Annotated in this window: 18 protein-coding genes; 7 read left to right on the top strand and 11 right to left on the bottom strand. The window is 57.1% G+C overall.

Translation table 11 applies throughout. The features are described from left to right. Nucleotides 1-10 precede the first annotated feature (10 nt). From CU103_RS19050 to CU103_RS19010, 9 genes are read right to left on the bottom strand one after another with little or no spacing between them, the layout of a single operon-like run. A complete protein-coding gene (locus CU103_RS19050; protein ID WP_106665625.1) occupies nucleotides 11-568 on the bottom strand; it encodes a thioredoxin family protein in 558 nt (185 codons plus the stop codon). Between the two features lie 21 nt (nucleotides 569-589). Beyond that, the gene (gene rpe, locus CU103_RS19045) at nucleotides 590-1,279 is read right to left on the bottom strand and encodes a ribulose-phosphate 3-epimerase (RefSeq protein ID WP_106665624.1); all 690 of its coding nucleotides are present in this window, start codon (nucleotides 1,277-1,279) and stop codon (nucleotides 590-592) included. Further along, a complete protein-coding gene (gene cbbX / locus CU103_RS19040) occupies nucleotides 1,276-2,214 on the bottom strand; it encodes a CbbX protein (protein ID WP_106665623.1) in 939 nt (312 codons plus the stop codon). The genes rpe and cbbX overlap by 4 nt, the downstream gene beginning before the upstream one ends. Continuing rightward, entirely contained in the window at nucleotides 2,207-2,626 is a 420-nt protein-coding gene (locus CU103_RS19035; RefSeq protein ID WP_106665622.1) for a ribulose bisphosphate carboxylase small subunit, read from the bottom strand. Before CU103_RS19035 ends, cbbX begins: the two co-directional genes overlap by 8 nt. Nucleotides 2,627-2,636: 10 nt before the next feature. Beyond that, nucleotides 2,637-4,097: a form I ribulose bisphosphate carboxylase large subunit gene (locus CU103_RS19030; RefSeq protein ID WP_106665621.1), complete on the bottom strand. Its 1,461-nt coding sequence runs from the start codon at nucleotides 4,095-4,097 to the stop codon at nucleotides 2,637-2,639. 33 nt (nucleotides 4,098-4,130) lie between these two features. Then, entirely contained in the window at nucleotides 4,131-5,210 is a 1,080-nt protein-coding gene (gene fba / locus CU103_RS19025) for a class II fructose-bisphosphate aldolase (RefSeq protein WP_106665620.1), read from the bottom strand. A 19-nt stretch (nucleotides 5,211-5,229) separates the two neighbouring features. Then, nucleotides 5,230-7,242 carry a transketolase gene (tkt, locus tag CU103_RS19020; protein WP_106665619.1) on the bottom strand — a complete coding sequence of 671 codons (2,013 nt, stop codon included), beginning with the start codon at nucleotides 7,240-7,242 and terminating at the stop codon, nucleotides 5,230-5,232. Nucleotides 7,243-7,252: 10 nt separating this feature from the next. Beyond that, nucleotides 7,253-8,125, bottom strand: coding sequence for a phosphoribulokinase (locus tag CU103_RS19015; RefSeq protein ID WP_106665618.1), 873 nt, complete (start codon nucleotides 8,123-8,125; stop codon nucleotides 7,253-7,255). A gap of 15 nt (nucleotides 8,126-8,140) precedes the next feature. Next, nucleotides 8,141-9,190 carry a class 1 fructose-bisphosphatase gene (locus tag CU103_RS19010; protein WP_106665617.1) on the bottom strand — a complete coding sequence of 350 codons (1,050 nt, stop codon included), beginning with the start codon at nucleotides 9,188-9,190 and terminating at the stop codon, nucleotides 8,141-8,143. A gap of 121 nt (nucleotides 9,191-9,311) precedes the next feature. On the opposite strand from CU103_RS19010, the gene CU103_RS19005 reads away from it, so the two are divergent. The 3 genes from CU103_RS19005 (at nucleotide 9,312) to CU103_RS18990 (ending at nucleotide 12,899) form a co-directional block, all read left to right on the top strand. Then, nucleotides 9,312-10,259: a LysR family transcriptional regulator gene (locus CU103_RS19005; RefSeq protein ID WP_106665616.1), complete on the top strand. Its 948-nt coding sequence runs from the start codon at nucleotides 9,312-9,314 to the stop codon at nucleotides 10,257-10,259. 241 nt (nucleotides 10,260-10,500) lie between these two features. Then, nucleotides 10,501-11,028: a FecR domain-containing protein gene (locus CU103_RS18995; protein WP_106665719.1), complete on the top strand. Its 528-nt coding sequence runs from the start codon at nucleotides 10,501-10,503 to the stop codon at nucleotides 11,026-11,028. Nucleotides 11,029-11,033: 5 nt separating this feature from the next. Next, nucleotides 11,034-12,899: a CHASE2 domain-containing protein gene (locus CU103_RS18990; RefSeq protein WP_106665614.1), complete on the top strand. Its 1,866-nt coding sequence runs from the start codon at nucleotides 11,034-11,036 to the stop codon at nucleotides 12,897-12,899. 19 nt (nucleotides 12,900-12,918) lie between these two features. Here the strand turns inward: CU103_RS18990 and CU103_RS18985 are convergent, their stop codons facing one another. Together CU103_RS18985 and CU103_RS18980 are read right to left on the bottom strand one after the other, a co-directional pair. Continuing rightward, on the bottom strand, nucleotides 12,919-14,259 hold the full coding sequence (locus CU103_RS18985) for a ComEC/Rec2 family competence protein (RefSeq protein ID WP_146147814.1): 1,341 nt from the start codon (nucleotides 14,257-14,259) through the stop codon (nucleotides 12,919-12,921). Next, nucleotides 14,252-17,812: a S8 family serine peptidase gene (locus tag CU103_RS18980; RefSeq protein ID WP_106665612.1), complete on the bottom strand. Its 3,561-nt coding sequence runs from the start codon at nucleotides 17,810-17,812 to the stop codon at nucleotides 14,252-14,254. Before CU103_RS18980 ends, CU103_RS18985 begins: the two co-directional genes overlap by 8 nt. Before the next feature lie 336 nt (nucleotides 17,813-18,148). Between CU103_RS18980 and CU103_RS18975 the strand changes: the two genes are divergently transcribed. The 4 genes from CU103_RS18975 to CU103_RS18960 all read left to right on the top strand — a co-directional run bounded on the left by CU103_RS18975 (nucleotide 18,149) and on the right by CU103_RS18960 (nucleotide 22,578). Then, nucleotides 18,149-19,096, top strand: coding sequence for a LysR family transcriptional regulator (locus CU103_RS18975; RefSeq protein ID WP_106665611.1), 948 nt, complete (start codon nucleotides 18,149-18,151; stop codon nucleotides 19,094-19,096). Nucleotides 19,097-19,233: 137 nt separating this feature from the next. Next, nucleotides 19,234-20,046 carry a cytochrome c oxidase subunit II gene (locus tag CU103_RS18970; protein ID WP_106665610.1) on the top strand — a complete coding sequence of 271 codons (813 nt, stop codon included), beginning with the start codon at nucleotides 19,234-19,236 and terminating at the stop codon, nucleotides 20,044-20,046. Between the two features lie 52 nt (nucleotides 20,047-20,098). Continuing rightward, entirely contained in the window at nucleotides 20,099-21,877 is a 1,779-nt protein-coding gene (gene ctaD / locus CU103_RS18965; RefSeq protein WP_162707165.1) for a cytochrome c oxidase subunit I, read from the top strand. Next, a complete protein-coding gene (locus tag CU103_RS18960) occupies nucleotides 21,874-22,578 on the top strand; it encodes a cytochrome c oxidase subunit 3 (protein WP_106665608.1) in 705 nt (234 codons plus the stop codon). The genes ctaD and CU103_RS18960 overlap by 4 nt, the downstream gene beginning before the upstream one ends.

Here is a 22,578-nt window from a genome sequence, read left to right as displayed (position 1 = left end):
GCACCTCGCCTTAGGCACTCTCACGCCACTTGATCGAACAGCCGATTGAAGCGATCTGCTCGCGTGGACCTTGCCCCGCATTGGCGACCTGTTTCATTGCCTCAAACAGGTCACGGCGCATATCGGGCGACCCCTCTTCCTTGCGCGATGCATCGAGGCGGCCGCGATATTGCAGTTCGCCGCCGCCATTGATGCCGAAGAAATCAGGCGTACAAGCCGCACCATAGGTCCGCGCTACACTCTGATCGGCATCGTGCAGATAGTGAAAGGGAAACGCGTTTTCACGAGCGAAGCGCTGCATGTTTTCGTAAGAGTCGGCGGGATAGGCAGTATCGTCGTTAGAATTGATAGCGACAAAACCGACGCCAAATTCCCTGAGGTCACGAGCATCGCGCACAATGCGCTTGATGACGGCCTTGACATAGGGACAGTGGTTGCAAATGAAGGCAACCACCAGGCCCCGGCGTCCGGCCTGAGCCAGGATGGAATGAACCTGACCATCGGTTCCGATCAGACTGGCGTCCACGGCCTTCCAGCCGAAATCGCATACTGGTGGTGTCGCCGCCATTTCTCTTCCCTCCGGTTTGGGTCACGCCGCTTTCTGATGCCTCGCATGGTCGGCAGCATGACGGATTGCGCCGATATTGTCAGCATAGGCTGTCTTGCCATTACCCTTGAAGATGGCGGAACCCGCCACAAGCACATCGGCACCCGCAGCAGCGACGAGCGGTGCCGTGTCCGGGGTAATGCCGCCATCAATTTCAATATGAATCGGCCGGTTGCCGATCATCGCTTTCACACGCCGAACTTTCTCGACAACCGACGGTATGAATGCCTGCCCGCCAAAGCCGGGATTGACGGTCATCAACAGCACCAGATCGAGCCGGTCCAGCACATATTCGATGACATTTTCCGGAGTCGAAGGGTTGAGTGACACACCCGCCTTCTTGCCGAAATTGCGAATGGCCTGCAGCGACCGGTCGAGATGCGGGCCGGCTTCCGCATGCACCGTGATGAAATCGCAGCCCGCATCGGCAAAAGCACCAAGGTAGGCATCCGTCGGTGCGATCATCAAATGGCAATCGAATATCGCAGCGGTGCGATTGCGGATGGATTTAATGACTTGCGGGCCAAAGGTGATGTTCGGCACGAAGTGCCCGTCCATGACGTCGAGATGCACCCAATCAGCGCCAGCCGTCATGACATCTTCGACTTCCTGGCCGAGGCGCGAAAAATCGGCCGAAAGAACGGATGGTGCAATGAGTGTCCTCTTGTTCATGGCGTTTGTTCCTCCCTTGGCGATGCGGCAAATACCCGGCTGGCCCTGATATCGTCCGCGGTGATGGTGGATAGCTCGGCCGCATCTGTCGGGCCATTGGATGCCTCGAACAGCCGGTTCGCGTGGCGCAGTCTCGCCCTGTCCAGCGCATTGCGGATCGAGCGGGCATTGGCAAAGTGCGGCTGCTGGCGGCGCCGTTCGATATAATCGGCCATAATAGCGCGGCCTTCCGCATCGAAACTATAATTCTGCTTCGCGAGCATCGTTTCGGAAATGCTCAGCAGCTCGTCTGAACTATAGTCCGGAAAATCGATGTGATGGGCAATGCGTGAGCGGAAGCCGGGGTTGCTTTCAAAGAACTTATCCATGCGATCGGCATAACCGGCCAGGATAACGACCAGATCGTCGCGCTGGTTCTCCATCACCTGAAGCAGGATTTCGATCGCCTCCTGCCCGTAGTCCCGCTCGTTCTCCTGCCGGTGCAGATAGTAGGCTTCGTCGATGAACAGGACACCTCCCATGGCCTTCTTGAGGATCTCCTTGGTCTTTGGCGCCGTATGGCCGATATATTGGCCGACAAGATCATCGCGCGTAACCGAGACGAGATGACCTTTGCGAATATAGCCGAGGCGATGCAAGAGGTCCGCCATGCGCAAGGCAACCGTGGTCTTGCCGGTACCGGGGTTGCCGCTGAAACTCATGTGCAGCGTCGGCGTTTCGTGCGCCAAACCCATCCGCCTGCGTGCCCGTTCAACGAGAAGCAGGGCAGCCGTTTCCTTGATGCGCTGCTTGACCGGTTTCAGGCCGATCAGGTCGCGGTCCAGCTCGTCGAGAACATCCTTGACCCCGGACTCAACGTATTCGGCGCGCAGGTCGATGGCAGCGGGAATCTCCGCGCTGCCATCCACAAGCTGCGTGATGCTGGCGTCAGCCATAGCGCTGCCCCGCTGGCTTGTCAGTGGAGTAGGCTCTGGTCGTATAGCGCACGACACGACCTTCGCCTTCCTGGCGAGCAAGGTGGAATCCCGGTTCCTCCGGCGGCCGGTTGACGAGGAATGAGAGTTTCACCGACTCCCAGCCATGGCTGTTGTCGAAGGCGACGAAACGGATATAGCTATCGCCATAAACCTTGCGGCATTCCTTCAATTCCATGATCAGTGCCGCCGCATCCGGATTGTCGAACATGGGATGGCCCCACATATCCCAATAGGTGTTACGGGGGTGCGGATCATCGGTGAATTCAAGGCTCACCGCCCAACCCTTGTCGATGCAATATTGTGCCTGCCTGGCGATTTGCTCGTCGGTCAGATCAGGCAGGAACGAGAATGCTCCCTGGGTAATACGCATATCTCTTCTCCTATTCGGCTGCTGTTGCTGTCGGAATGAAATCCGGCGAGTCGGTTGAGGTGTAGTTGAAGGAGACGTCCTTCCAGACCTCGAGCGCCTGCTGCAGAGGCTGGCAATTGCGCGCAGCCATGCGCAGGATTTCTGGACCTTCGTTGACGATATCGCGGCCCTCATTGCGCGCGAGCACCATGCATTCGAGCGCAACGCGATTGGCTGTCGCACCGGCAGCGATGCCCAGCGGATGACCGATTGTGCCACCGCCGAACTGCAGCACCACATCTTCGCCGAGGAGGTCCAGAAGCTGGTGCATCTGGCCGGCATGAATGCCGCCGGACGCCACCGGCATCATCTTGTTGAGAGAGGCCCAGTGCTGGTCGAAGAAGACACCGTTCTCCAGCTTCGTCGGATTGAAATCCTCGCGGCAGATGTCGTAGTAGCCGCGCGTTGTTGCTGGATCGCCCTCGAGCTTGCCAACAACCGTACCCGCATGGATGTGATCCACCCCGGCAAGCCGCATCCACTTGGCGATGACGCGAAATGACACGCCATGGGACTTCTGCCGCGTATAGGTCGAGTGACCGGCCCGATGCAGATGCAGGATCATGTCATTGCGCCGCGCCCACTTGGCCATGGACTGGATCGCCGTGTAGCCGATGACAAGATCGATCATGACGATGTTCGAGCCCAGCTCCTTGGCGAAGTCGGCACGCTCATACATGTCCTCCATCGTTGCCGCCGTGACGTTAAGATAGCTGCCCTTGATCTCCCCGGTTGCGGCCTGCGCCTTGTTGACCGCCTCCATGCAATAAAGGAAGCGTTCGCGCCAATGCATGAATGGCTGCGAGTTGATGTTCTCGTCATCCTTGGTGAAGTCGAGACCGCCCTTCAGGGCTTCATAGACCACGCGGCCATAGTTGCGACCGGACAGGCCAAGCTTGGGCTTCACGGTTGCGCCCAGCAAAGGACGGCCGAACTTGTCCAGTCGTTCGCGTTCGACAACGATGCCAGTTGGCGGGCCCTGGAAGGTTTTAACGTAGGCGACCGGCAGGCGCATATCCTCGAGGCGCAGCGCCTTCAATGGCTTGAAACCAAACACATTGCCGATGATCGATGCTGTCAGGTTCGAGATGGAGCCTGGCTCGAACAGATCGAGATCATAGGCGATGTAGGCAAAGTACTGGCCCTCGCCATTCGGTACCGGGTCGACGCGATAGGCCTTGGCGCGGTACTTCTCCGTTGCGGTGAGGCGGTCGGTCCAGACCACCGTCCAGGTGGCAGTCGATGATTCACCGGCTACTGCAGCAGCGGCTTCGATCGGATCGACGCCATCCTGCGGCGTGATGCGAAACAACGCGATGATATCGGTGTCCTTCGGCTCATAATCGGGCTCCCAATAGCCCATCTTCTTGTATTCCATGACACCGGACCTGTAGCGGTCCTTTCCTGTGACCGTTTCTGACTTGTTTGACATGGTGAGGTCCTTTCCCTTTAATTTCAGTCTCAGTCAGGCAGCCTTGGCTGCGGCGATTTGCGGATCCAGCTTCCCGGCGGCATAGCGTCTTGCCATGTCATCCAGGCCTATCACCTTGATCTTTGAGGCGTTCCCTGCCGTTCCGAACCGCTCAAAGCGATCGCGGCAAAGGTCGCGCATGGCATCCATGGCCGGTTTGAGAAATTTGCGCGGATCAAACTCCGCCGGGTTTTCCGTGGCTATCCGGCGGAACTGCCCGCTCATGGCCATGCGGCAGTCCGTATCGATATTGACCTTGCGCACGCCGTGGCGAATGCCCCGTTCAATCTCTTCGACCGGAACCCCATAGGTTTGCGGCATCTCGCCGCCAAACCGGTTTATGACATCCTGCAGGGCTTGCGGAACGGATGACGAACCGTGCATCACCAGATGCGTATTCGGCAGCTTGCGATGGATGTCCTCGATGACCCCCATCGCCAGAATGTCGCCGTCCGGCGCACGCGTGAACTTGTAGGCTCCGTGGGAGGTGCCGCAGGCAATGGCCAAGGCATCGACCTTGGTACGCATGACGAAGTCGACGGCCTGATCGGGATCGGTCAGCAGTTGGTCATGGCTCAATACGCCGCTTGCTCCATGGCCATCTTCCGCTTCCGCTTCGCCGCTTTCGAGAGAGCCGAGGACACCAAGTTCCCCTTCGACAGAGACCCCAACCCAATGGGCGATCGTGGTAACTCGCCTGGTGATCTCGACGTTGTATTCATAGGAAGCTGGCGTTGCCGCATCGGCTTCAAGCGACCCGTCCATCATAACCGAAGTAAAGCCATGCCGTACTGCCGTCATGCAGGTGGCTTCGTCATTGCCATGATCCTGGTGCATGCAGACCGGGATGGAAGGATAAATATCGACCAACGCGTCGATCATCCGCGCTAGCATCAGGTCTTTGGCATAGGACCGGGCGCCGCGCGATGCCTGGAGAATGACTGGCGCATCGCAGGCCGCAGCCGCTTCCATCACGGCGAGGCCCTGTTCCATATTGTTGATGTTGAAAGCGGGAACGCCATAGCCGTGTTCGGCAGCATGATCGAGCAATTGTCGCAGGGTAATCCGGGCCATGATCAATACTCCTTTCAGTTCAGTTGATAAGCTTGCGCGCGGTAGCAACGATGTTTTCGGGCGTGATGCCGAAATGGCGGTAAAGATCCGGAGCCGGTGCGCTGGCACCAAAGCCCTGCATGCCGATGAAAGCACCTTTCTCGCCGATCCAACGGTCCCAGCCCAGGCGGGCCGCCGCCTCGATACCAATGCGCGGGGCCGCGGCCAGAACCGAGCGGCGATAGGCCGGCGTCTGCGCTTCGAACAGCTCCCATGACGGCATGGAGACAACCGCAGCGGCGATTTTGTATTGACCGCGAAGGATGTCTGCAGCGGTACATGCGATCTCGACTTCGGAGCCGGTTGCCAGAAGCGTTATCGCCCGCGGCTCCGAAGTTTCCCGCAACACATAGGCACCGCGGCTCGATCGGTTGTCATCACTGTGCGCGTGGCGCAACATGGGCAAATTCTGGCGCGACAGAACGAGGACGCTCGGCCGGTCGCGACATTTGAGTGCCAGTTCCCAGCATTCGGCAGTCTCGATAATATCTGCCGGCCGGAACACGTTTATGCCGGGAGTTGCCCGCAGCATCGCCAGGTGCTCGATAGGCTGATGTGTCGGCCCATCTTCGCCAAGCCCGATCGAGTCGTGGGTCATGACGTAGATCACCTGCTGACCCATCAAGGCCGACAGCCGCATGGCTCCCCGGGCATAATCAGCAAAAGCCAGGAACGTTCCGCCATAGGGTACGAAGCCGCCATGCAGCGCGATGCCATTCATGGCAGCGGCCATCGCGTGTTCACGAATGCCGTAGTGTATATAGCGACCAGAAAAATCCCCAGGCGCAACGTCTCTCATTCCGGGCGTGATTGTCAGGTTGGAATGGGTTAGGTCGGCCGAGCCGCCAATCGTCAACTCGGTGGCACTATTGACGACACCGAGCACCATTTCCGATGCCTTGCGGGTTGCGACCTTGGTCGCCTTCTCAACGTGGTCGCGGCGAAACGCATTGAGTTCGTCGAACAGCGCTTCTGGCAATTGCTTGTGAACCGCTTGCTTGAAATCGTCGCAGCGTGACGAAGCCCCCACCCGGACACACCATTCGCGCCGTTCGTCGGCACCCCGGCGCGCGACGTTACGCCATGTTTCCACGATGGCTTCCGGAACATCGAATGGCCGGTGCGGCCAGCCGATGGCCTGCCGCGCTGCCGCGATTTCGCTGTCGCCGAGTGGCGCCCCGTGGGTCTTTTCGGACCCCTGCAGGTTTGGTGCACCCTTACCGATGATCGTCCGGCAGGAGATCAGCGACGGCAGGTTCGACGATCTTGCCCGGCTGATGCTATCGGCGATTGCTTCGAAGTCATGGCCGTCGATCTCCTGCACGTCGAAACCTGCCGCCTTGAATCGCGCCAGTTGGTCCATAGACGTCGATAACGATGTCGGCCCGTCAATCGAGATGGCGTTGTTGTCCCAAAAGACGATAAGTTTCGACAAGCCCAGATGACCCGCAAGATCGATCGCTTCATGGCTGATGCCCTCCTGCAGACAGCCATCGCCGGCAATCACATAAGTATGGTGATCAACGATCTGGTCGCCGAAACGCTCCCTCAGCAACCGTTCAGCCATTGCCATGCCCACGGCCGTAGCGATCCCTTGGCCGAGCGGTCCGGTCGTCGTCTCAATCCCTTGCGCATGGCCATATTCAGGGTGACCTGCTGTCTTCGCGCCGAGTTGGCGAAAACGCTGCAGTTCCTCGACCGGCATATCGGGATAGCCAATCAGATAATGCAGGGCATATTGCAGCATCGAACCATGACCGGCCGAGAGCACAAAACGATCGCGATCCGGCCATTGCGGGTGCAGCGGGTCGAGCTTGACGAACCGGTTGAAGAGGACTGTTGCAACATCAGCCATGCCCATCGGCATCCCGGGATGGCCGGAGTTCGCCTTTTGAACGCTGTCCATCGCGAGCGCTCGAATTGCGTTGGCCATATCGCGTTCCGACACGGTTTCGATGCCTGGATTCCCTTGAAGGAAAGCTTGTGTATTCATCGTCTTCTCCTCACGAGGCTCGGTTTTTGCGTTCGATCAACTGCATGATCAGCGGCGTCAGGATGAGTTGCATGGCAAGGTCGAGCTTGTTGCCTGGCACGACAATCGAATTGGCCCGCGACATGAAGGAGTCGTGGATCATCGAAAGCAGGTAAGGAAAATCGATCCCGCGCGGCCGGGCAAAACGAATGACCAACATCGATTCGTCTGGTGTCGGTATCCACCTTGCTATGAAAGGATTGGACGTATCGACAATCGGTACACGCTGGAAATTGATATCTGTCAGCGTGAATTGTGGCGTGATGTAGCGGACATAATCCGGCATACGGCGCAGGATGACGTCCATCACCGCCTCGGTGGAGTAACCGCGCGTCGAGCGGTCACGATGGATCTTCTGGATCCATTCGAGATTGATGACGGGCACGACACCGATCTTCAAGTCGGCGTGGCGGGCGAGATTGACCCCCTCGGCTACCGCGCAGCCGTGCAGCCCTTCATAGAACAGCAAGCTGCTCGGCGGAAAATCGCGCCATTCGGTAAACGTGCCCGCCGGCGTGCCGTAAAGCTCGGCTTCCGCGTCATCGTGAATGTAGGTTCGCGTCTGCCCCGTTCCCCTGCGTCCATATTCCTCAAAGACCGCTTCCAGCTTCTCGAGTTCGTTTGCATCGACATGGAAATGCGTAAAGTTGGGATTACCCTTGCTTTCTTCCTCTGCGACCTTGGCCTTCATGGCATTGCGATCGTATTTGTGAAATGCATCACCTTCGATATAGGCGGCTTCGATTTCCTCGCGGCGGAAAATCAGCTCGAAGATGCGCTTGACCGAGGTGGTTCCGGCACCGGACGAGCCGGTAATCGAAATAATGGGGTGCTTTGCCGACATGATATCCTCCTCCCATCACGCCCTGAACAGGCCGCGATTGCTGAAGAGCGGCGCGCGCTCACCAATATTGCTGGGTTCTGTGTGGTATCTTCCGATACGAGCGACTTCTCTCGATGATCCAAATATCAGCGGTACACGCTGATGCATGCACCTGGGCGTCAGCTCGAGAATCCGGCTCATCGTGTCGGTTGCCGCTCCGCCCGCCTGCTCGATAATGAAGGCAATGGGATTGGCCTCGTAGACCAGTCGAATCCGGCCGTCGCCATAACCTTTTCGCTTGTCGCCAGGATAGAGAAACACACCGCTACGCACGAGAACACGGTAGGCTTCGGCCACCAGAGAGGCGACCCAGCGCATGTTGAAGTCCCGTTCGCGCGGACCTTCCGTGCCTTTCAGGCAATCGTCCACATAAAGACGCACGGCCTCGTCCCAATGCCGGTAGTTTGCCGCATTGATGGCAAATTCATGCGCGCGGTCGGCGATGACGATGCTCTCATAGGCTTGCACGAAGGTGCCAAGGCGCGATGAGAAAACGAACACATGCGTGCCACTGCCGACAGTCAGAACCAATGCCAGTTGTGGTCCATAGATAAAAAACCCGGCAGCGAGCTGACGCTCCCCTTTTTGGAAGAACGAAGCGTTCGGCTCGCTGTCCGGGTGGCCAACCACCGGGAGGATGGAGAAGATCGTCCCTATCGAGACGTTGGTATCAATATTTGAGGAACCGTCCAGCGGATCAATCGCCAGAGCAAGCGCCGCGTTTGGGTCGAGCAGGGCTGGATGTTCGAGCTCCTCGGAACCGTAAAGCGCAACCGGCGCGTGGCGCATGGCTTCAAGAAACATATCGTCGGCGAAGACATCGAGATCTCGCTGCGAATCGCCGTCGGCATTCCTGCTGCCGTGGGCACTGGAAAAAGCCTTCCCCAGCGCGCCCTGGTTGATCGTATTGCGGATCTTCACGGATGTTAGCGAGAGGTGGCGCACAACGGACGCCACTGCGGTGCGAAGCGCGTCACCGCTTTCTGCATAGGATCCGAGAAAGGCGTCTAGTGTCGCCGTTGTCATGGTATTCCTCCCGTGCCTGCTCGTCTCTTGGCGTCAGACTTCGAGGGCATGGAAGCAGTTGCAGATCGCTAAGTAAAATTTATTATATTTACGGAGAGGCTAAATTATTTTAACTTAAGCCATGCGCAATCTCAATTTGAAACAGCTCCGGGCAGTCCAGGCCATTATGAAGCACGGTACGATTGCCGCTGCCGCCAATTCTTTGGGCCTGACGCCACCGGCGGTAACGATCCAGCTCAAGCTCATCGAAGACGACGCAAACATCATCCTGTTCGATCGAACGAACGAGGGTCTACGACCGACCGTCGCCGGCCTGGCTTTTCTCGACGCGGCGCAGATGATCGAGGAACGGCTGCGATTGCTCGATGATGAGATCGACGCAATCAAAGGGCTGCGCGTCGGCAGTCTGACTTTGGGCGTTGTCTCGACAGCCAAATATTTTGCCCCGCAACTGATGGCGACATTCAGGAAGGAACATCCGGACATAGCCATCAAGCTCGCGATCGGCAACAGGGCCGAGACGATTGCCAGCTTGAAGAGCCATGAGGTTGATATCGCATTGATGGGCCGCCCTCCGAAGGATATTCCGCTTCGCTCTTCCGTCTTTGGTGATCATCCACTCGTCATGATTGCGGCACCCGACCATCCACTTGCCAAATGCCGGGACATCAGCAAGGAGCGTATCGCCCAGGAGCATTTTCTCGTTCGCGAGCCCGGTTCCGGAACACGCATATCATTGGAGATTTTCCTGAGTGAATTGCCGGGGCGCCTCGATGATCTCGGAACGGAAATGTCGTCCAATGAAACCATCAAGCAGGCCGTCATGGCGGGGCTTGGCATTGCATTTATCTCGGCCCACACAATTGCCCTGGAGCTCGAGGTCGGCAAGCTGGTGATGCTTGATGTGATCGGCATGCCAATCCGCAGGCAGTGGTTTTCGGTCGTGCGCACCGACCGGGTCCTCTCGCCGGCGATGCGCGCTTTCCAGGATTTTCTTAATCGCAAGGGCGCGCAGTGCCTGCCATTCTTCGAAAAGCTCTATCCCGATTCTACCGCCACACGTCGATAGGGGTCAGTTGCGCCATGTGGAAATGCCTTCCGACCTTGCGCACGTTGGACCAGTCACCTGCAAAGGCTCAGAGGCAACACGAATGTCCTGACCTAGTTCAAATAGGGAACTTGAAGCTTGCACCCCAATGCGTTGAACTTCCGCCTCGGCCGTAAAATAACGGACGCGATGCCGCAATCTGGCTATATTGAACCGGCTCGCGGTAAGCGTTGCATGATCAAGGAGCAACTCCATGGCATTGATGGGCACAATTTTCCGCGGCGTGGCGCTTGCGTTACTGGCATTTGCATTCTGCATGGGCGTTGCCTTCGCCCAGTCTCCCAGATCCGGCTGTGCGTTGCAGCCCGTAGGCGGCACCTCCCGTCAACTCCTGCGCTGTCAGGGCGGACTGACAATCGTCGCCGAAAGCCGAGCCCGCTATACTCTCGTAGATCGCAACAGGGACGGCAAAGCGGATGCAGCCCGGCTGCAGAGCAAGGCTTTGTTGCTGGATTTTTCCGCAGGATCGTCTGGCGCCGGTTTCCAGGTAAGCACACCACAAGCCATTGCCGCTGTCCGAGGCACCAAGTGGGCAGTGGACGTCGCGGCAGGCAAGACATCTGTGTTTGTTGTCAGGGGTGCCGTTGCCGTCCGGAGGACCACGGGGAGTACCGGGGTGGTGCTCAATCCCGGTGAAGGCGTTGACGTCGAAGGGGGAACAGGGGCTCTGACAGTCAAGCGGTGGCCGCGTGCCCGCGTTTCAGCACTGATGGCGCGCTTCGGTCAGTAGAGCAAATGAGCCGACGGGCGTTCCAGACGCTGATCGCATTGATACTCGCAGGCCTTTGGGGGGCTGGTCTCGGCCTTGCGCATATGCAAGGCGACGTGTGGTTGGTCGACCGGGTCGAAGCCACAATGACCGATCTTCGTACCGCAATTCGCGGGCAGAAGCCGGCACCCGGAACCGTGACCATTGTAGCAATAGACGACGAGGTGGTGCGCCAAGAGGGCAGCTATCCGCTCGCGCGGGCCACACTCGCCCGGCTGATCGACAAGATCACAGAACTCAATCCGAAGGTTATCGGGATCGATTTGCTACTCGTGGATCCAGGACCGGAGGACGGCGACCACGCGTTGGCATTATCACTCGGCCGAAGCACCAGTGTGCTCGCAGCTGCCGCCGTCTTTCCCGAGGGCCAACAGCGGATTGAAACAAACCCGGACGATCCTCTCAGCAGCATCCCAAGTGCCCAACGATTCCTGCTTCCAACGAAACCGTTCGTCGATGCAGCGGCGGTTGGCGTGGTAAATGTTTCGACCGATCGCAACGGCACCCCTCGACTCGTTCCGATGCTGTTCAAAAGCGGAGACCACATAGAAGCGTCGTTTCCGCTGCGGGTTGTCTCTTTGGCGAAGGGAGTCGAGCCCACCATCGAGCCGGGCCGCATCTTGCTTGGGGAACAGACAATCCGGACCGACACCGGTCAGGCCTTGCCTTTGATCTTCTACGGTACCAGAAGCACGATTCGGACGTTCAGCGCCGCGGATGTCCTGAACGGGAAACTGAGCCGCGATAGTATCGAGGGTCAAATTGTTGTCCTGGGAACAACGGTAACTGCCGGGGGCGATGTGTTTCCAACGCCCTTTGATCCGGTACTCCCCGGCGTCGAGGTCATTTCCACCGCGATATCGCATTTAATGAATGGCGACGGGATTGTCCGCGACCGGAGCGTTCGTCTTGTGGACGCCGGCGTGGCTGTGGGGCTGCCGCTGGTCCTCGTCGCACTGTTGGCCTGGCGACGCAACGTCATCGGTCTGGTGATGATCGCATGTACCATTCTGGCCTGGCTTGCCATCAACATGGCCGCCTTTGTAAACGGCATCTGGCTCAGTGCAGCAGTGCCAATGACCGCCGCGATCCCGCCAGCGGTCATCTTCGGAGCCGTTCAGCTGTGGCTTGGAAAACGCCGAGCGCAGCATTTTGCCAGACAAAGCGCGCTCTTGCAGCAGATTCAAGCGCCCGGCCTTGGCAAATGGCTCGCTCGAAACCCCGGATTTCTGGCACAACCCGTCCGACAGGATGCAGCCGTTGTATTTATTGATCTCTCCGGATTTACCGGGTTGAGCGAGACATTGGGGCCGAACCCGACACGCGAGCTATTGAACGGCTTCTATAAAGTCGTGGACGAAGAGGTTGCGGCGTGCGGAGGGATCATCACCAGCTTCATGGGCGATGGCGCAATGATCCTCTTCGGCCTACCGGAGCCGGGCATCGACGACGCCTTCAATGCTGCGCGCTGTTGCGTGGGTCTTTGCCACAGTACCAGGGATTGGCTTGCGTCGCTGCCCACATCGATCTCGCCGCGAATCGGCTTCAAGGTAGGCGCGCATTTTGGAACTGTCGTAGCGTCAAGGCTGGGTGGCGGCAGCCGCCAGCAGATTACAGCCACTGGTGACACAGTGAACGTCGCGAGCCGCTTGATGGAAGTCGCCGCGGGTCACGGGGCCGAACTCGCTTTGAGTGAAGAAATGCTTCAAGCGGTCGGACACCGCTCCTCGCCATTCCAATCGGGTACGCTCAGCGGCCCCTTGGAAACGAACATCCGCGGGCGCGCTGGTTCACTTGCGATCTGGCTGTGGCAAGGCGTTTCACGCCAATGATACAGGTTCCGGCGGGCAATCAAAACGAAATGTCGAAGTACAAATCCGTCGCCGTAACATTTCGAAGTGGCGGATCGGGGGTTTCGTCGATACGGATAACACCGCCCTTGGCCGCACGTTCAAGTGCTGCCACCAATTCCGGAAGCGGTATCTTGCCCCATCGCTTCTTAATAGCCATAGCATGGTCGACCGGAATGGCTGCGATCGACAAATTCTTCATTAGCTCAAGGCCATCCGCGCGCAGCGTCGCATTATGGCTTCCATGGTGTCCGACCTTGTAGAAAACGGTTCGCGCGAGCAGATCCGGCCCGGTGACTTTCCTGCCTTGCACCTCCCAACTGAGTTCCCGCCATGACAGCCAGTTCCCAACTTGCGCGTCCGCTACGAACAACAGGACATCGCCGTCCGAAAGTTCGATCGCAAGCACAAGACTTGTGTTGTTCGTTGCACTGTCAAGAGCCAGGGCAAGCTCCGAAGCCCCATCAAGCCATGCCGTGTCGATCTTGCGCCAGTCGAGCGCGCTGTCACCCGGTCCCCAATACCACTTTCGAAAGAAATCCATTCCCTTTGTGATTGAAAGAGGGATTGATCGGATATCACTGAACGGTGTGCTGTTGTCATCAGGGTTGAGCGCCGCCGACACGCTTGCGCCAAGTTGATGCGCGGCAACACCATATGTCTCTGGATCGCGCGCCGATGGGAGAGTTTTCCGTATCTGCTTGGGATCATGGGGTGGCCCCAGGATATAAAGCCTGATGTCAGTATCTGAAAGATGGACGGGATCGTCCGTCGCACGGCAGTAGCGCACTTTTCCCATTTTCATGACTGCATTCAATGCATCTTGAGTGGATGCACCCCCTGCCGCACCGAAAAATCCGAGCAGATCGCCAATCTCACCCGCACCAGCCTCATCGCCAGCCATCGTCATTGCTGCGGCACTCAATTTGAGAGCCGCAATTGCCTGGACACGTTCCCGCCGCAGTTCGCCGGCGAGAACGTCATCCGGATCCTCGGTCCATGCAACCCAGACCTCATCTACCGTCAACGTCGCGAACATTTCAAAAGCTTGGACAAACCCGGAGAGGTGATCCCAATGCTGGTGCGTTGCCAGGAGAATATCAATGTGCCCTTCGGCTTCCTCGGCGACATCCTTGGCGACCTGGATCATTTTCCCGGCCGCATCGCTGGTGCCGAGAATGACACCGCAATCGATAAGGATTCGGAATGGCTTTTTATTCTTGCGCGGGATTGTGATCAGGAAACAGTCACCCATGCCCTGCCTGTACATGCGGACCGTAGCTCGATGATCCTTACCCGCGCCGGACGCTTGGGATTTGGCAATTCTCTTCCTCTTAGCCACCCTTGCCTCCCAATGCACCGTGCAGCAATGCAAAAGGTTCATTGCCCGCTGGAGACTCACTGAAGTATTGCAGCCTCAGGCCGAAGTCTTGTTGCAAGCGAAATGCCGCTTGCTGGCTCAATCGCTGGGCACTCGTAACGCGCTTCCTGATGCAATAGCGGACAGTATTCGTCTCAAGATCTATGATAAGCGTGCAACCACCACGATAGAGTCCGCCTTGGTCTGCATCCGGCTTGAAAGTCTGGGTGATCTCTACAACGAGATCCGTTCGGCTCTGGCCATCGGGGCCAATGCGCCGTGCAGGGCGCACGGAATGAACCTCTATGCCCCGTATGGTGCCTTTGATATTTCCGATCGTCATGGGCTGGCTTCGCCGCACTAGTCCGAGCACTGCAAGTTCATCATCTGAAACCTGCTTGGAAGAAATAAGCCAAGCGTGAAAAGTTGCAGCATTCTTCTGTGACACCTCGTAGGCGGATCGCCGATCGCTGTCCAGATTCCAAGTCAGCTTCATTCGCGTAACGATCTCTGAAAGATTTCTCAGAGGAAGCGGTGGCGACTCCCAGACAAGATTGCCTGGAGACAGGTGCCGGACGCCGGACGGATAGATGCCCCGGTCCCGGAAGGCCGCCACAAAGGCAACGCGATAACCCCGGGGATCATCTGGCACGAGGTCGCGATCGGCCGTTATGAGTGCCCGCAGGTAATCCCCGAAGGTGATGTCCACAGGCGGACAATAATCCAGTGCCCGTATGCACATTTTCAGAACCTGCCCCGCCACCTTACTCGCTTCGTCCGCCATGCGGTTGGCAAGATCGATTGGGATATCGCCTGGCGGCAAAACGCCGGCACCCTGTGTTGCCAACCTTACCAGATCCGTCATCCTTGCCTTGTAGATCGAGAGGAAAGCAGCGAAGACCGCAGACACCAACACCGCCCCAAGGGCGTGCGGTTCCTTGCTGGCATCATAATCCGTGGGCTGGGGTTTCCTGGCTACCCAGTTATCGTCCTTGTCACGTGTTCCTATGGCGTCCCGGAGCGCCCCGTAGCCACCACTCACAGCCTGGCCAAATTCAATGGCAAGTTCGGCAAGCAGATTCTCTTGGCTGAGGTCACCTCGGGTACGGCTGATCTGATGACGCAGTGCCTCCGGCAAGGTGAAGTGCTGGAATAGAGCTACAATATCCGCGAATGCTTCGTGAAAAGCCAACACATCCGGATTGGTTGGTTCGCGAAAACGGGTATGTAGACCATCCAACAGGGCGTGCGTCGTCTCGTGGGCAATAACGTCATGGGACAGAGCTGTGAAAACAACCCCGTGAGGAAGTCCCAGGCCCGCCGTTTTCTCTGCGGCGGTAAAATAGCCGAGAAGGAGGGCCTTTCGATCCGGGCTGTAGTACGCATTCCGAGCGCGGGTCGCATGCGGATAGATCCGCAGACGCTGGACATATTGCTGATGCAATCTGCCAGCCATTATTGTTAAACGCGGCGACCAAAGGGCTGATCGTCCAAGCGCGCGTTCAAAATATTCGATCGTCCTCATCGCGACTGCGTAGGTCATCTGCTGATGAAACTGCGGGTTTCCTTCCGATGGAGCCAGCCCGTCCTGCGGCAAGAGATGCTTGTGGTTCAGATCCACGGGGGCGTAGGCGCAGCGACTGGCCGGGTCTATATCGATAACTTCGATATACTCGCCCACAGGTCCAGGATTCAGGCCCGGCTCCCACTTAACGTCCAAAGTCGCCTGATTTATTGCGACGGTGTCCGGGTCCGTTGCAAGCGACGGATCGAAGGCAAAGACTCGCAGGCGGCGGCGCATCGGGGCCGGCACGTCCGGATCCATGGCAGCTTTAAGGTGAAACCGGGTTACTGCATCTTCGGCGACCGGAAGCGACGTCACGGGTGCCGAGGTACGCATCGCGCCTGCCAGTGTCTCGCGCAATGTTTGCGAGATGCCCGGCTGCGCCAGCAGTGCTTCTGCAATATTCAGCTTGTCCTTTGTGCTAAGCGATTGCGGATCGATGGAGGGATCAGGAAGCACCGCCTCGACACCCGCTGATTGGGACAGCTGAAGCGCCTCAAGCTCGAGCATTTGACGGCCCGGCTCGGATGTTGCCCCAAAATCCACTCCGGTCAGCACATTCAAAATGGAGAAACTGGCACTATCGACAGGCGCCTTCACGAGATCCGATGCTCTCGCTGGCAAAATGTCCAAGGCGGCGAGCGCCTGGAGTTCACCGCGTCCGAGACGGCGCAAATCTCCGCCTGTCCGGGCCGATAGGAACAAGGCCTGACGGACCGCTTCCGCGCGCATCCAGTCCTCACGATACGCGGCAAGTCTGGTCATATTGTTCTGAATCCAGAGCGCTGCAGACGCAGCCACCTGCGGTGTGGCCGATGAGGTGCCATTTCCATCAAAGTCGACGATGGCGGGACAGCCTTTTCGAGCCCAGGGTGTGTTCGGTGTGCAAGCCGCGATGGCGGTCTTCATCTTTGAGGCGGGTCCGTAATTGCCGGCCATGATAGCCGCCGGCAAATCGGCGTAAGGCGCATGATTTGCCATCACACCACAGGCTGCAACGACCCTATTGAACCTCGCTGGATAGACAATGTTGCGCGTCGGCAAGTTTGCAAAGTTGTTGCCTGCAGCCGCAACAATGAACACGCCGCGTTCATAAAGAGCGTTGACGGCGTCCGCCCATGCCCGCGAAGCCAGCCCTCCCATGCTCATCGTAATGACGTGAACGCGGGTCGCTGGATTGGCACATAAGCCGTGAATGTAATCCATTGCCTTGGCGATCGAGCTATTGGAGAACAGGACAACGCTATTGGCCACGCGCACAGGCACCACCTCTGCGTTCGGTGCACATCCGATAGTTGACGTCGAGCCAAAAGCCTTGCCTGCAAGGATGCTCAACGTCCCCGTTCCATGACCGGGATTTGATAAGGCCGTTTCCGATGTGGTGTCTGTCGCATCGTTTGGCCGGTCTGCCTCGACAAAATTCCGTTGGAGGCGCAAATTCATATGAGCAGGCAGACTGCGATGCCGCGGATCGTATCCGGTATCCAAATGGGCGATGCGCACCCGGTTTCGATCGCCAGGCTGCCCCACCTCTGCAAGTGCATCATCAAACTGGGAATGGCTGCGCTTCTTCAGCCAGAAATTATCTGCGTCGCGTGGATAGTTCGAGCTTTGCGGACTGGCCCGATCGCATCCCGCCGTCAATCCGATGCCCAGGGCTTTCTCATCCCCCATCAACCAGCGCTGCTGCAGATCCGGCTCAGCGAATTCTACTGAACCGCCCGTCACGCCCAGTCCGCTGGAAAGCAGGGAATGGCAGATATCCCAAGGATTCGTACCATCATCGTCCGGTGCTGAAAGGACGTGCCATGTCGCACCGGCCGAGAGACCCAAAGCAGCCTCATGGCCTATGCTTTTAAAAAGTGGTTCGGCCGTGAAAGCCGTTTTTGCGGTACCGGGAGCCAAGCGTTGGCCAGCAATCACTGCCGTAGTCTTGACCAGCACACGCCGTGCGCTTGTTGCTTCAGCCATGTCCCGCCCCCAACAAACGGCGCGATATTTGTATCGCGCGGCTTCAAGTAACGCTCACACGCCAATCAGACACCAGAATCACAATCCGAATTCTTACGGCTTTGGATTTCGGCACTGCATTTCAAACAAACTATAGTATTCCAATACAAATTAATCACAGAGTTTACATCCAGGCAAATGAAACAGACTTTTAGCGTTAAAGATAAGCATAGTCCCACGTAAATTTTTCACCAGCTCGCGCCGCGCCGCGTTGTTCTCTTCCTATCAGTATTGAGTTGGATTATAGTTTAATTAATTGATTATAATTCAGAAGTGTCTTTAAGAAGAAGGTGCAGAATGCGCGGCAGCGAGTTTTCCAGTCTCAAGGCATTTGCGGCGATTGCCAAACACCGAAGCTTTTCCGGTACGGCAAGGGATATAGGTGTCTCGCCATCGGCATTGAGTCAGATCATTCGCGATCTCGAGAAGCGGCTCGGGGTCCGGCTGTTCAACAGGACCACCCGCAGCGTGACACTGACTGAAGCCGGCAGTCATTTGCTCGACAGAATCCTGCCGTTGTTCGACGAATTTGATGCTGCACTCGAGGAGATCGGTAACCTGCGTGACAAGCCGTTCGGCACCCTCCGCATCTGTGCACAGCATATGGCCATCAACTACCTCATTCAACCGATCCTGCCTCGTTTCCAGGAACTCCACCCGGATATCAACCTTGAGCTCATAAGCGACGAAGCTATTGATGACATATTTGCGCGTGGGTTTGATGCCGGTATTAGGCTTGGCGAGTATATCGAGAAAGATATGATCGCGATCCGGATCGGCCCCGATTTGCGCCAAGTTGCCGTCGCGACTCCAGATTATCTTCGCAGAAATGGCGCGCCGCAGACACCCGGCGATTTGCAGCATCATTCTTGCATCACCTGGAAGCAACCAGGCCGTGAGACGCTTTACAACTGGGAATTCGCGAAAGACGGAAAATGGTTCGAAGTTGCGGTTAAAGGTTCACTCACTGTCAATGACTGCGGCGTGGCTCTTCGTGCCGCGCGCGACGGCATGGGGATCACACTGTGGATGGAAGAATGGATGCAGGATGATATTGCGAGCGGGCGGCTTGTCCCGCTGCTCCAGGAATGGTCACCTCCTTTTCCCGGCTTCTATCTGTTTCATCCCAGCCGCCGGCAGGTCCCTGCCAATCTGCGGGCGTTTGTCGATGTCCTGAAAGCAGCAACAAATACTGCCTTGCATGAAGTCCAGTCAGAGGATGTCTTACGCGCTGCAAACGGATGATTGCAGAGGATAACAGGTGATCCTATGCGTCTTCCAGCCCGATTGCCTGTTTTTCTTCTTCGTGCAATGTTAGGCTTGAGTTTCTACAGATTGCAAGTTCATGTCCACAGCCGATTGCGGCAGGGAGGGGACAAGGAATGGCTGTCGTACTTATTCTGGTTCTAGTAGCGTTTGCGTCAGTTCTGTTTCATTTGCTGAGTCCGTGGTGGTGGACGCCTATCGCGTCAAACTGGCATTACATCGATAACACAATCATCATTACATTCTGGATCACCGGATTTGTGTTCACCGCAGTGGTGTTGTTTGTTGCCTATTGTGTTTTCCGCTTTCGGCACAAGCCAGGAAACCGTGCTCATTATGAACCGGAAAACAGAAAACTGGAGTTCTGGCTTGCCACGGTAACCACCATTGGCGTCGTCGCCATGCTGGCGCCTGGCCTGTTCGTTTGGAACCAGTTTGTTACGGTTCCCAGCGATGCAACCGAGGTTGAAGTGGTCGGGCAGCAATGGCTGTGGAGCTATCGCCTTCCCGGAGCCAATGGAAAGCTGGGAACGTCAGAGACCCGCGATGTCAGCACTGAGAATCCTTTGGGACTGAACAAGAATGACGCTGCCGGTCTTGATGATATCATCATATCGGGCGGCGAACTGCACGTACCGGTCGGGAAGCCGGTTAAGATGCTGCTGCGCTCCATCGATGTGTTGCACGACTTCTATGTACCTGAATTCCGAGCCAAGATGGACATGGTTCCAGGCATGGTCACCTATTTCTGGTTTACACCGACCCGAACAGGGACCTTCGAGGTTCTTTGCGCAGAACTATGCGGCGTTGGCCACCCCCAGATGCGCGGAACCGTCGTCGTCGACACGGAAGCCGACTATCAGAATTGGCTGCAGCAACAGCAGACATTCACGCAAATGATGGCGGGGGAAGTGCAGACGACGAATTGAGTGGCATCGTTCCTCGGGAGGAGGAGCGATCGAGACAACAGGGAGGCTATTGATGGTCAACATTCCATCCAGCATTGACGACACCGTCCCGGCAGCGGAAGTCGAAGATGTCGAGCTTTACCACCCGCACAGCTGGTGGACGACCTATGTCTTCAGTCAGGACGCAAAGGTCATAGCCATCCAGTATTCGCTAACCGCAATATCGATCGGACTTGTGGCGCTTGTGTTGTCATGGTTGATGCGATTGCAGTTGGGTTTCCCTGGTTATTTCACCTTCATCGACGCTGACCGCTATTACCAGTTCATTACCATGCACGGCATGATCATGGTGATTTACCTGCTGACTGCACTGTTTCTGGGTGGTTTCGGCAATTATCTGATCCCGCTGATGCTGGGTGCGCGGGACATGGTGTTCCCTTATGCAAACATGCTGAGTTACTGGCTTTATCTCCTTGCAGTGCTCGTTCTGGCTGCGGGCTTTTTTGTGCCAGGCGGCCCGACAGGCGCCGGCTGGACGCTCTATCCACCTCAAGCAATACTTTCCGGCACGCCCGGCGGTCAGAGTGGGGGCATCATCCTGATGCTGGTTTCACTCATTCTGTTCATTATCGGCTTTACCATGGGCGGGTTGAACTACGTGGTCACAGTCTTGCAAGGCCGTGCGCGCGGGATGACGCTGATGCGCATGCCCTTGACGATTTGGGGCATCTTTACCGCAACGGTCATGGCGCTATTGGCCTTCCCTGCCCTGTTTGTTGCCTCGGTCATGATGCTCTTCGACCTTGTTCTCGGTACCAGCTTTTTCATGCCGGCGATTGTTGAAATGGGCACACAACTACAGCATGGCGGTGGCAGCCCAATTCTCTTCCAGCACCTGTTCTGGTTCTTCGGCCATCCTGAAGTCTACATCGTCGCTCTGCCGGCCTTCGGCATTGTCTCCGATCTGATCAGCACTCACGCACGAAAAAATATTTTTGGCTATCGCATGATGGTATGGGCGATCGTCATCATTGGTGCGCTGAGTTTCATCGTCTGGGCGCATCACATGTATGTCAGCGGCATGAACCCGAACTTCGGATTCTTCTTCGCAACCACGACACTGATCATCGCGGTTCCAACCGCTATCAAGGTTTATAATTGGGTGCTCACACTGTGGCGCGGCGATATCCATCTCACCATCCCAATGCTGTTTGCCCTTGGTTTCATCGTTACCTTCGTCAATGGCGGCCTGACGGGGCTGTTTCTCGGCAACGTGGTCGTCGACGTCCCGCTTTCCGATACGATGTTTGTTGTCGCGCATTTTCACATGGTGATGGGCGTCGCACCAATTATGGTCATATTCGGTGCGATCTATCACTGGTATCCCAAGATCACGGGACGCATGCTGGACGAGATCATGGGACGGATCCATTTCTGGGTCACGTTCCTTGGTGCTTATCTCATCTTCTTCCCCATGCATTATCTGGGTCTGCTCGGAGCACCCCGGCGTTATTATGAACTGGGCGAGTCGGCAGTTAACCCCCCATCGGCTCATGATCTGAATGTATTCATCACGCTAATGGCGCTCACGGTGGGTGCAGCGCAAATGCTGTTCCTGTTTAATCTGGTCTGGAGCCTGCGGCACGGCAAGGAAGCGGGCGGCAATCCATGGCGAGCGACGACCCTTGAATGGCAGACCCCCACAACCCCACCACCCCATGGCAACTGGGGCAAGGAACTTCCGGTGGTCTATCGCTGGGCCTATGATTACAGTGTCCCCGGTGCTCCGCAGGATTTCATTCCGCAGAACCAGCCCAACCCCGACCGGCTATCCATGGAAAATGCGTCATGAGCGCCATGCTGATTTTCTTGGCCGGGATTGCCGTTGTCATAACGTGGTGGATGGCCCAGCAACGCCTGACCTCGAAACCTTGGCTCGAGGTAGGGAATGCTGGCGATGCCCCCCGCTATGACAGATCTCCCATAGCAACCGCCAAAATAGGTCTTGGCGTCTTTCTGGCCGTCGTCGGCGCTTTGTTCACGCTCTTCATCAGCGCTTATTTCATGCGGATGGGCGTCGAGGATTGGTGGGCAATTCCCATCCCCGGGCTGCTTTGGGTTAATACGGGCGTGTTGATGGTAAGCAGTATCGCTTTGCAGCGGGCGAAAACAGAAGCCCATAAAAATCAGACCGGGGTCATGAAGATCGCTCTTCTGGCAGGCCTTGTGACAGGTGTGGTTTTTCTCGTCGGACAGGTCTTCGCGTGGCGCGAATTGACCCGGGCCGGTTATGTGCTTGCCGACAATCCAGCGAACAGTTTCTTCTATCTGATTACCGGCATGCATGGCCTTCATATTCTGGGCGGTCTCGTTGCTCTCAGCCGCACGACACTGAAGGCATGGGAAGGCGCCCGGCCGGACCGCGTGCGCTTGAGCGTCGAGCTTTGTGCCATGTATTGGCATTTCATGCTGCTCGTCTGGCTGATCCTTTTTGCCCTGTTCGCGGGTTGGGCGAATGATTTTGTCGATATCTGCCGGCAATTGCTAACGTAG

It is taken from the genome of Phyllobacterium sophorae, from assembly GCF_003010965.1.
In the GTDB taxonomy this organism is placed as follows: Bacteria; Pseudomonadota; Alphaproteobacteria; order Rhizobiales; family Rhizobiaceae; genus Phyllobacterium; species Phyllobacterium sophorae.
The sequence above is the reverse complement of the archived record's forward strand: the minus strand, read 5'-3'. Positions and strand labels throughout refer to the sequence as shown.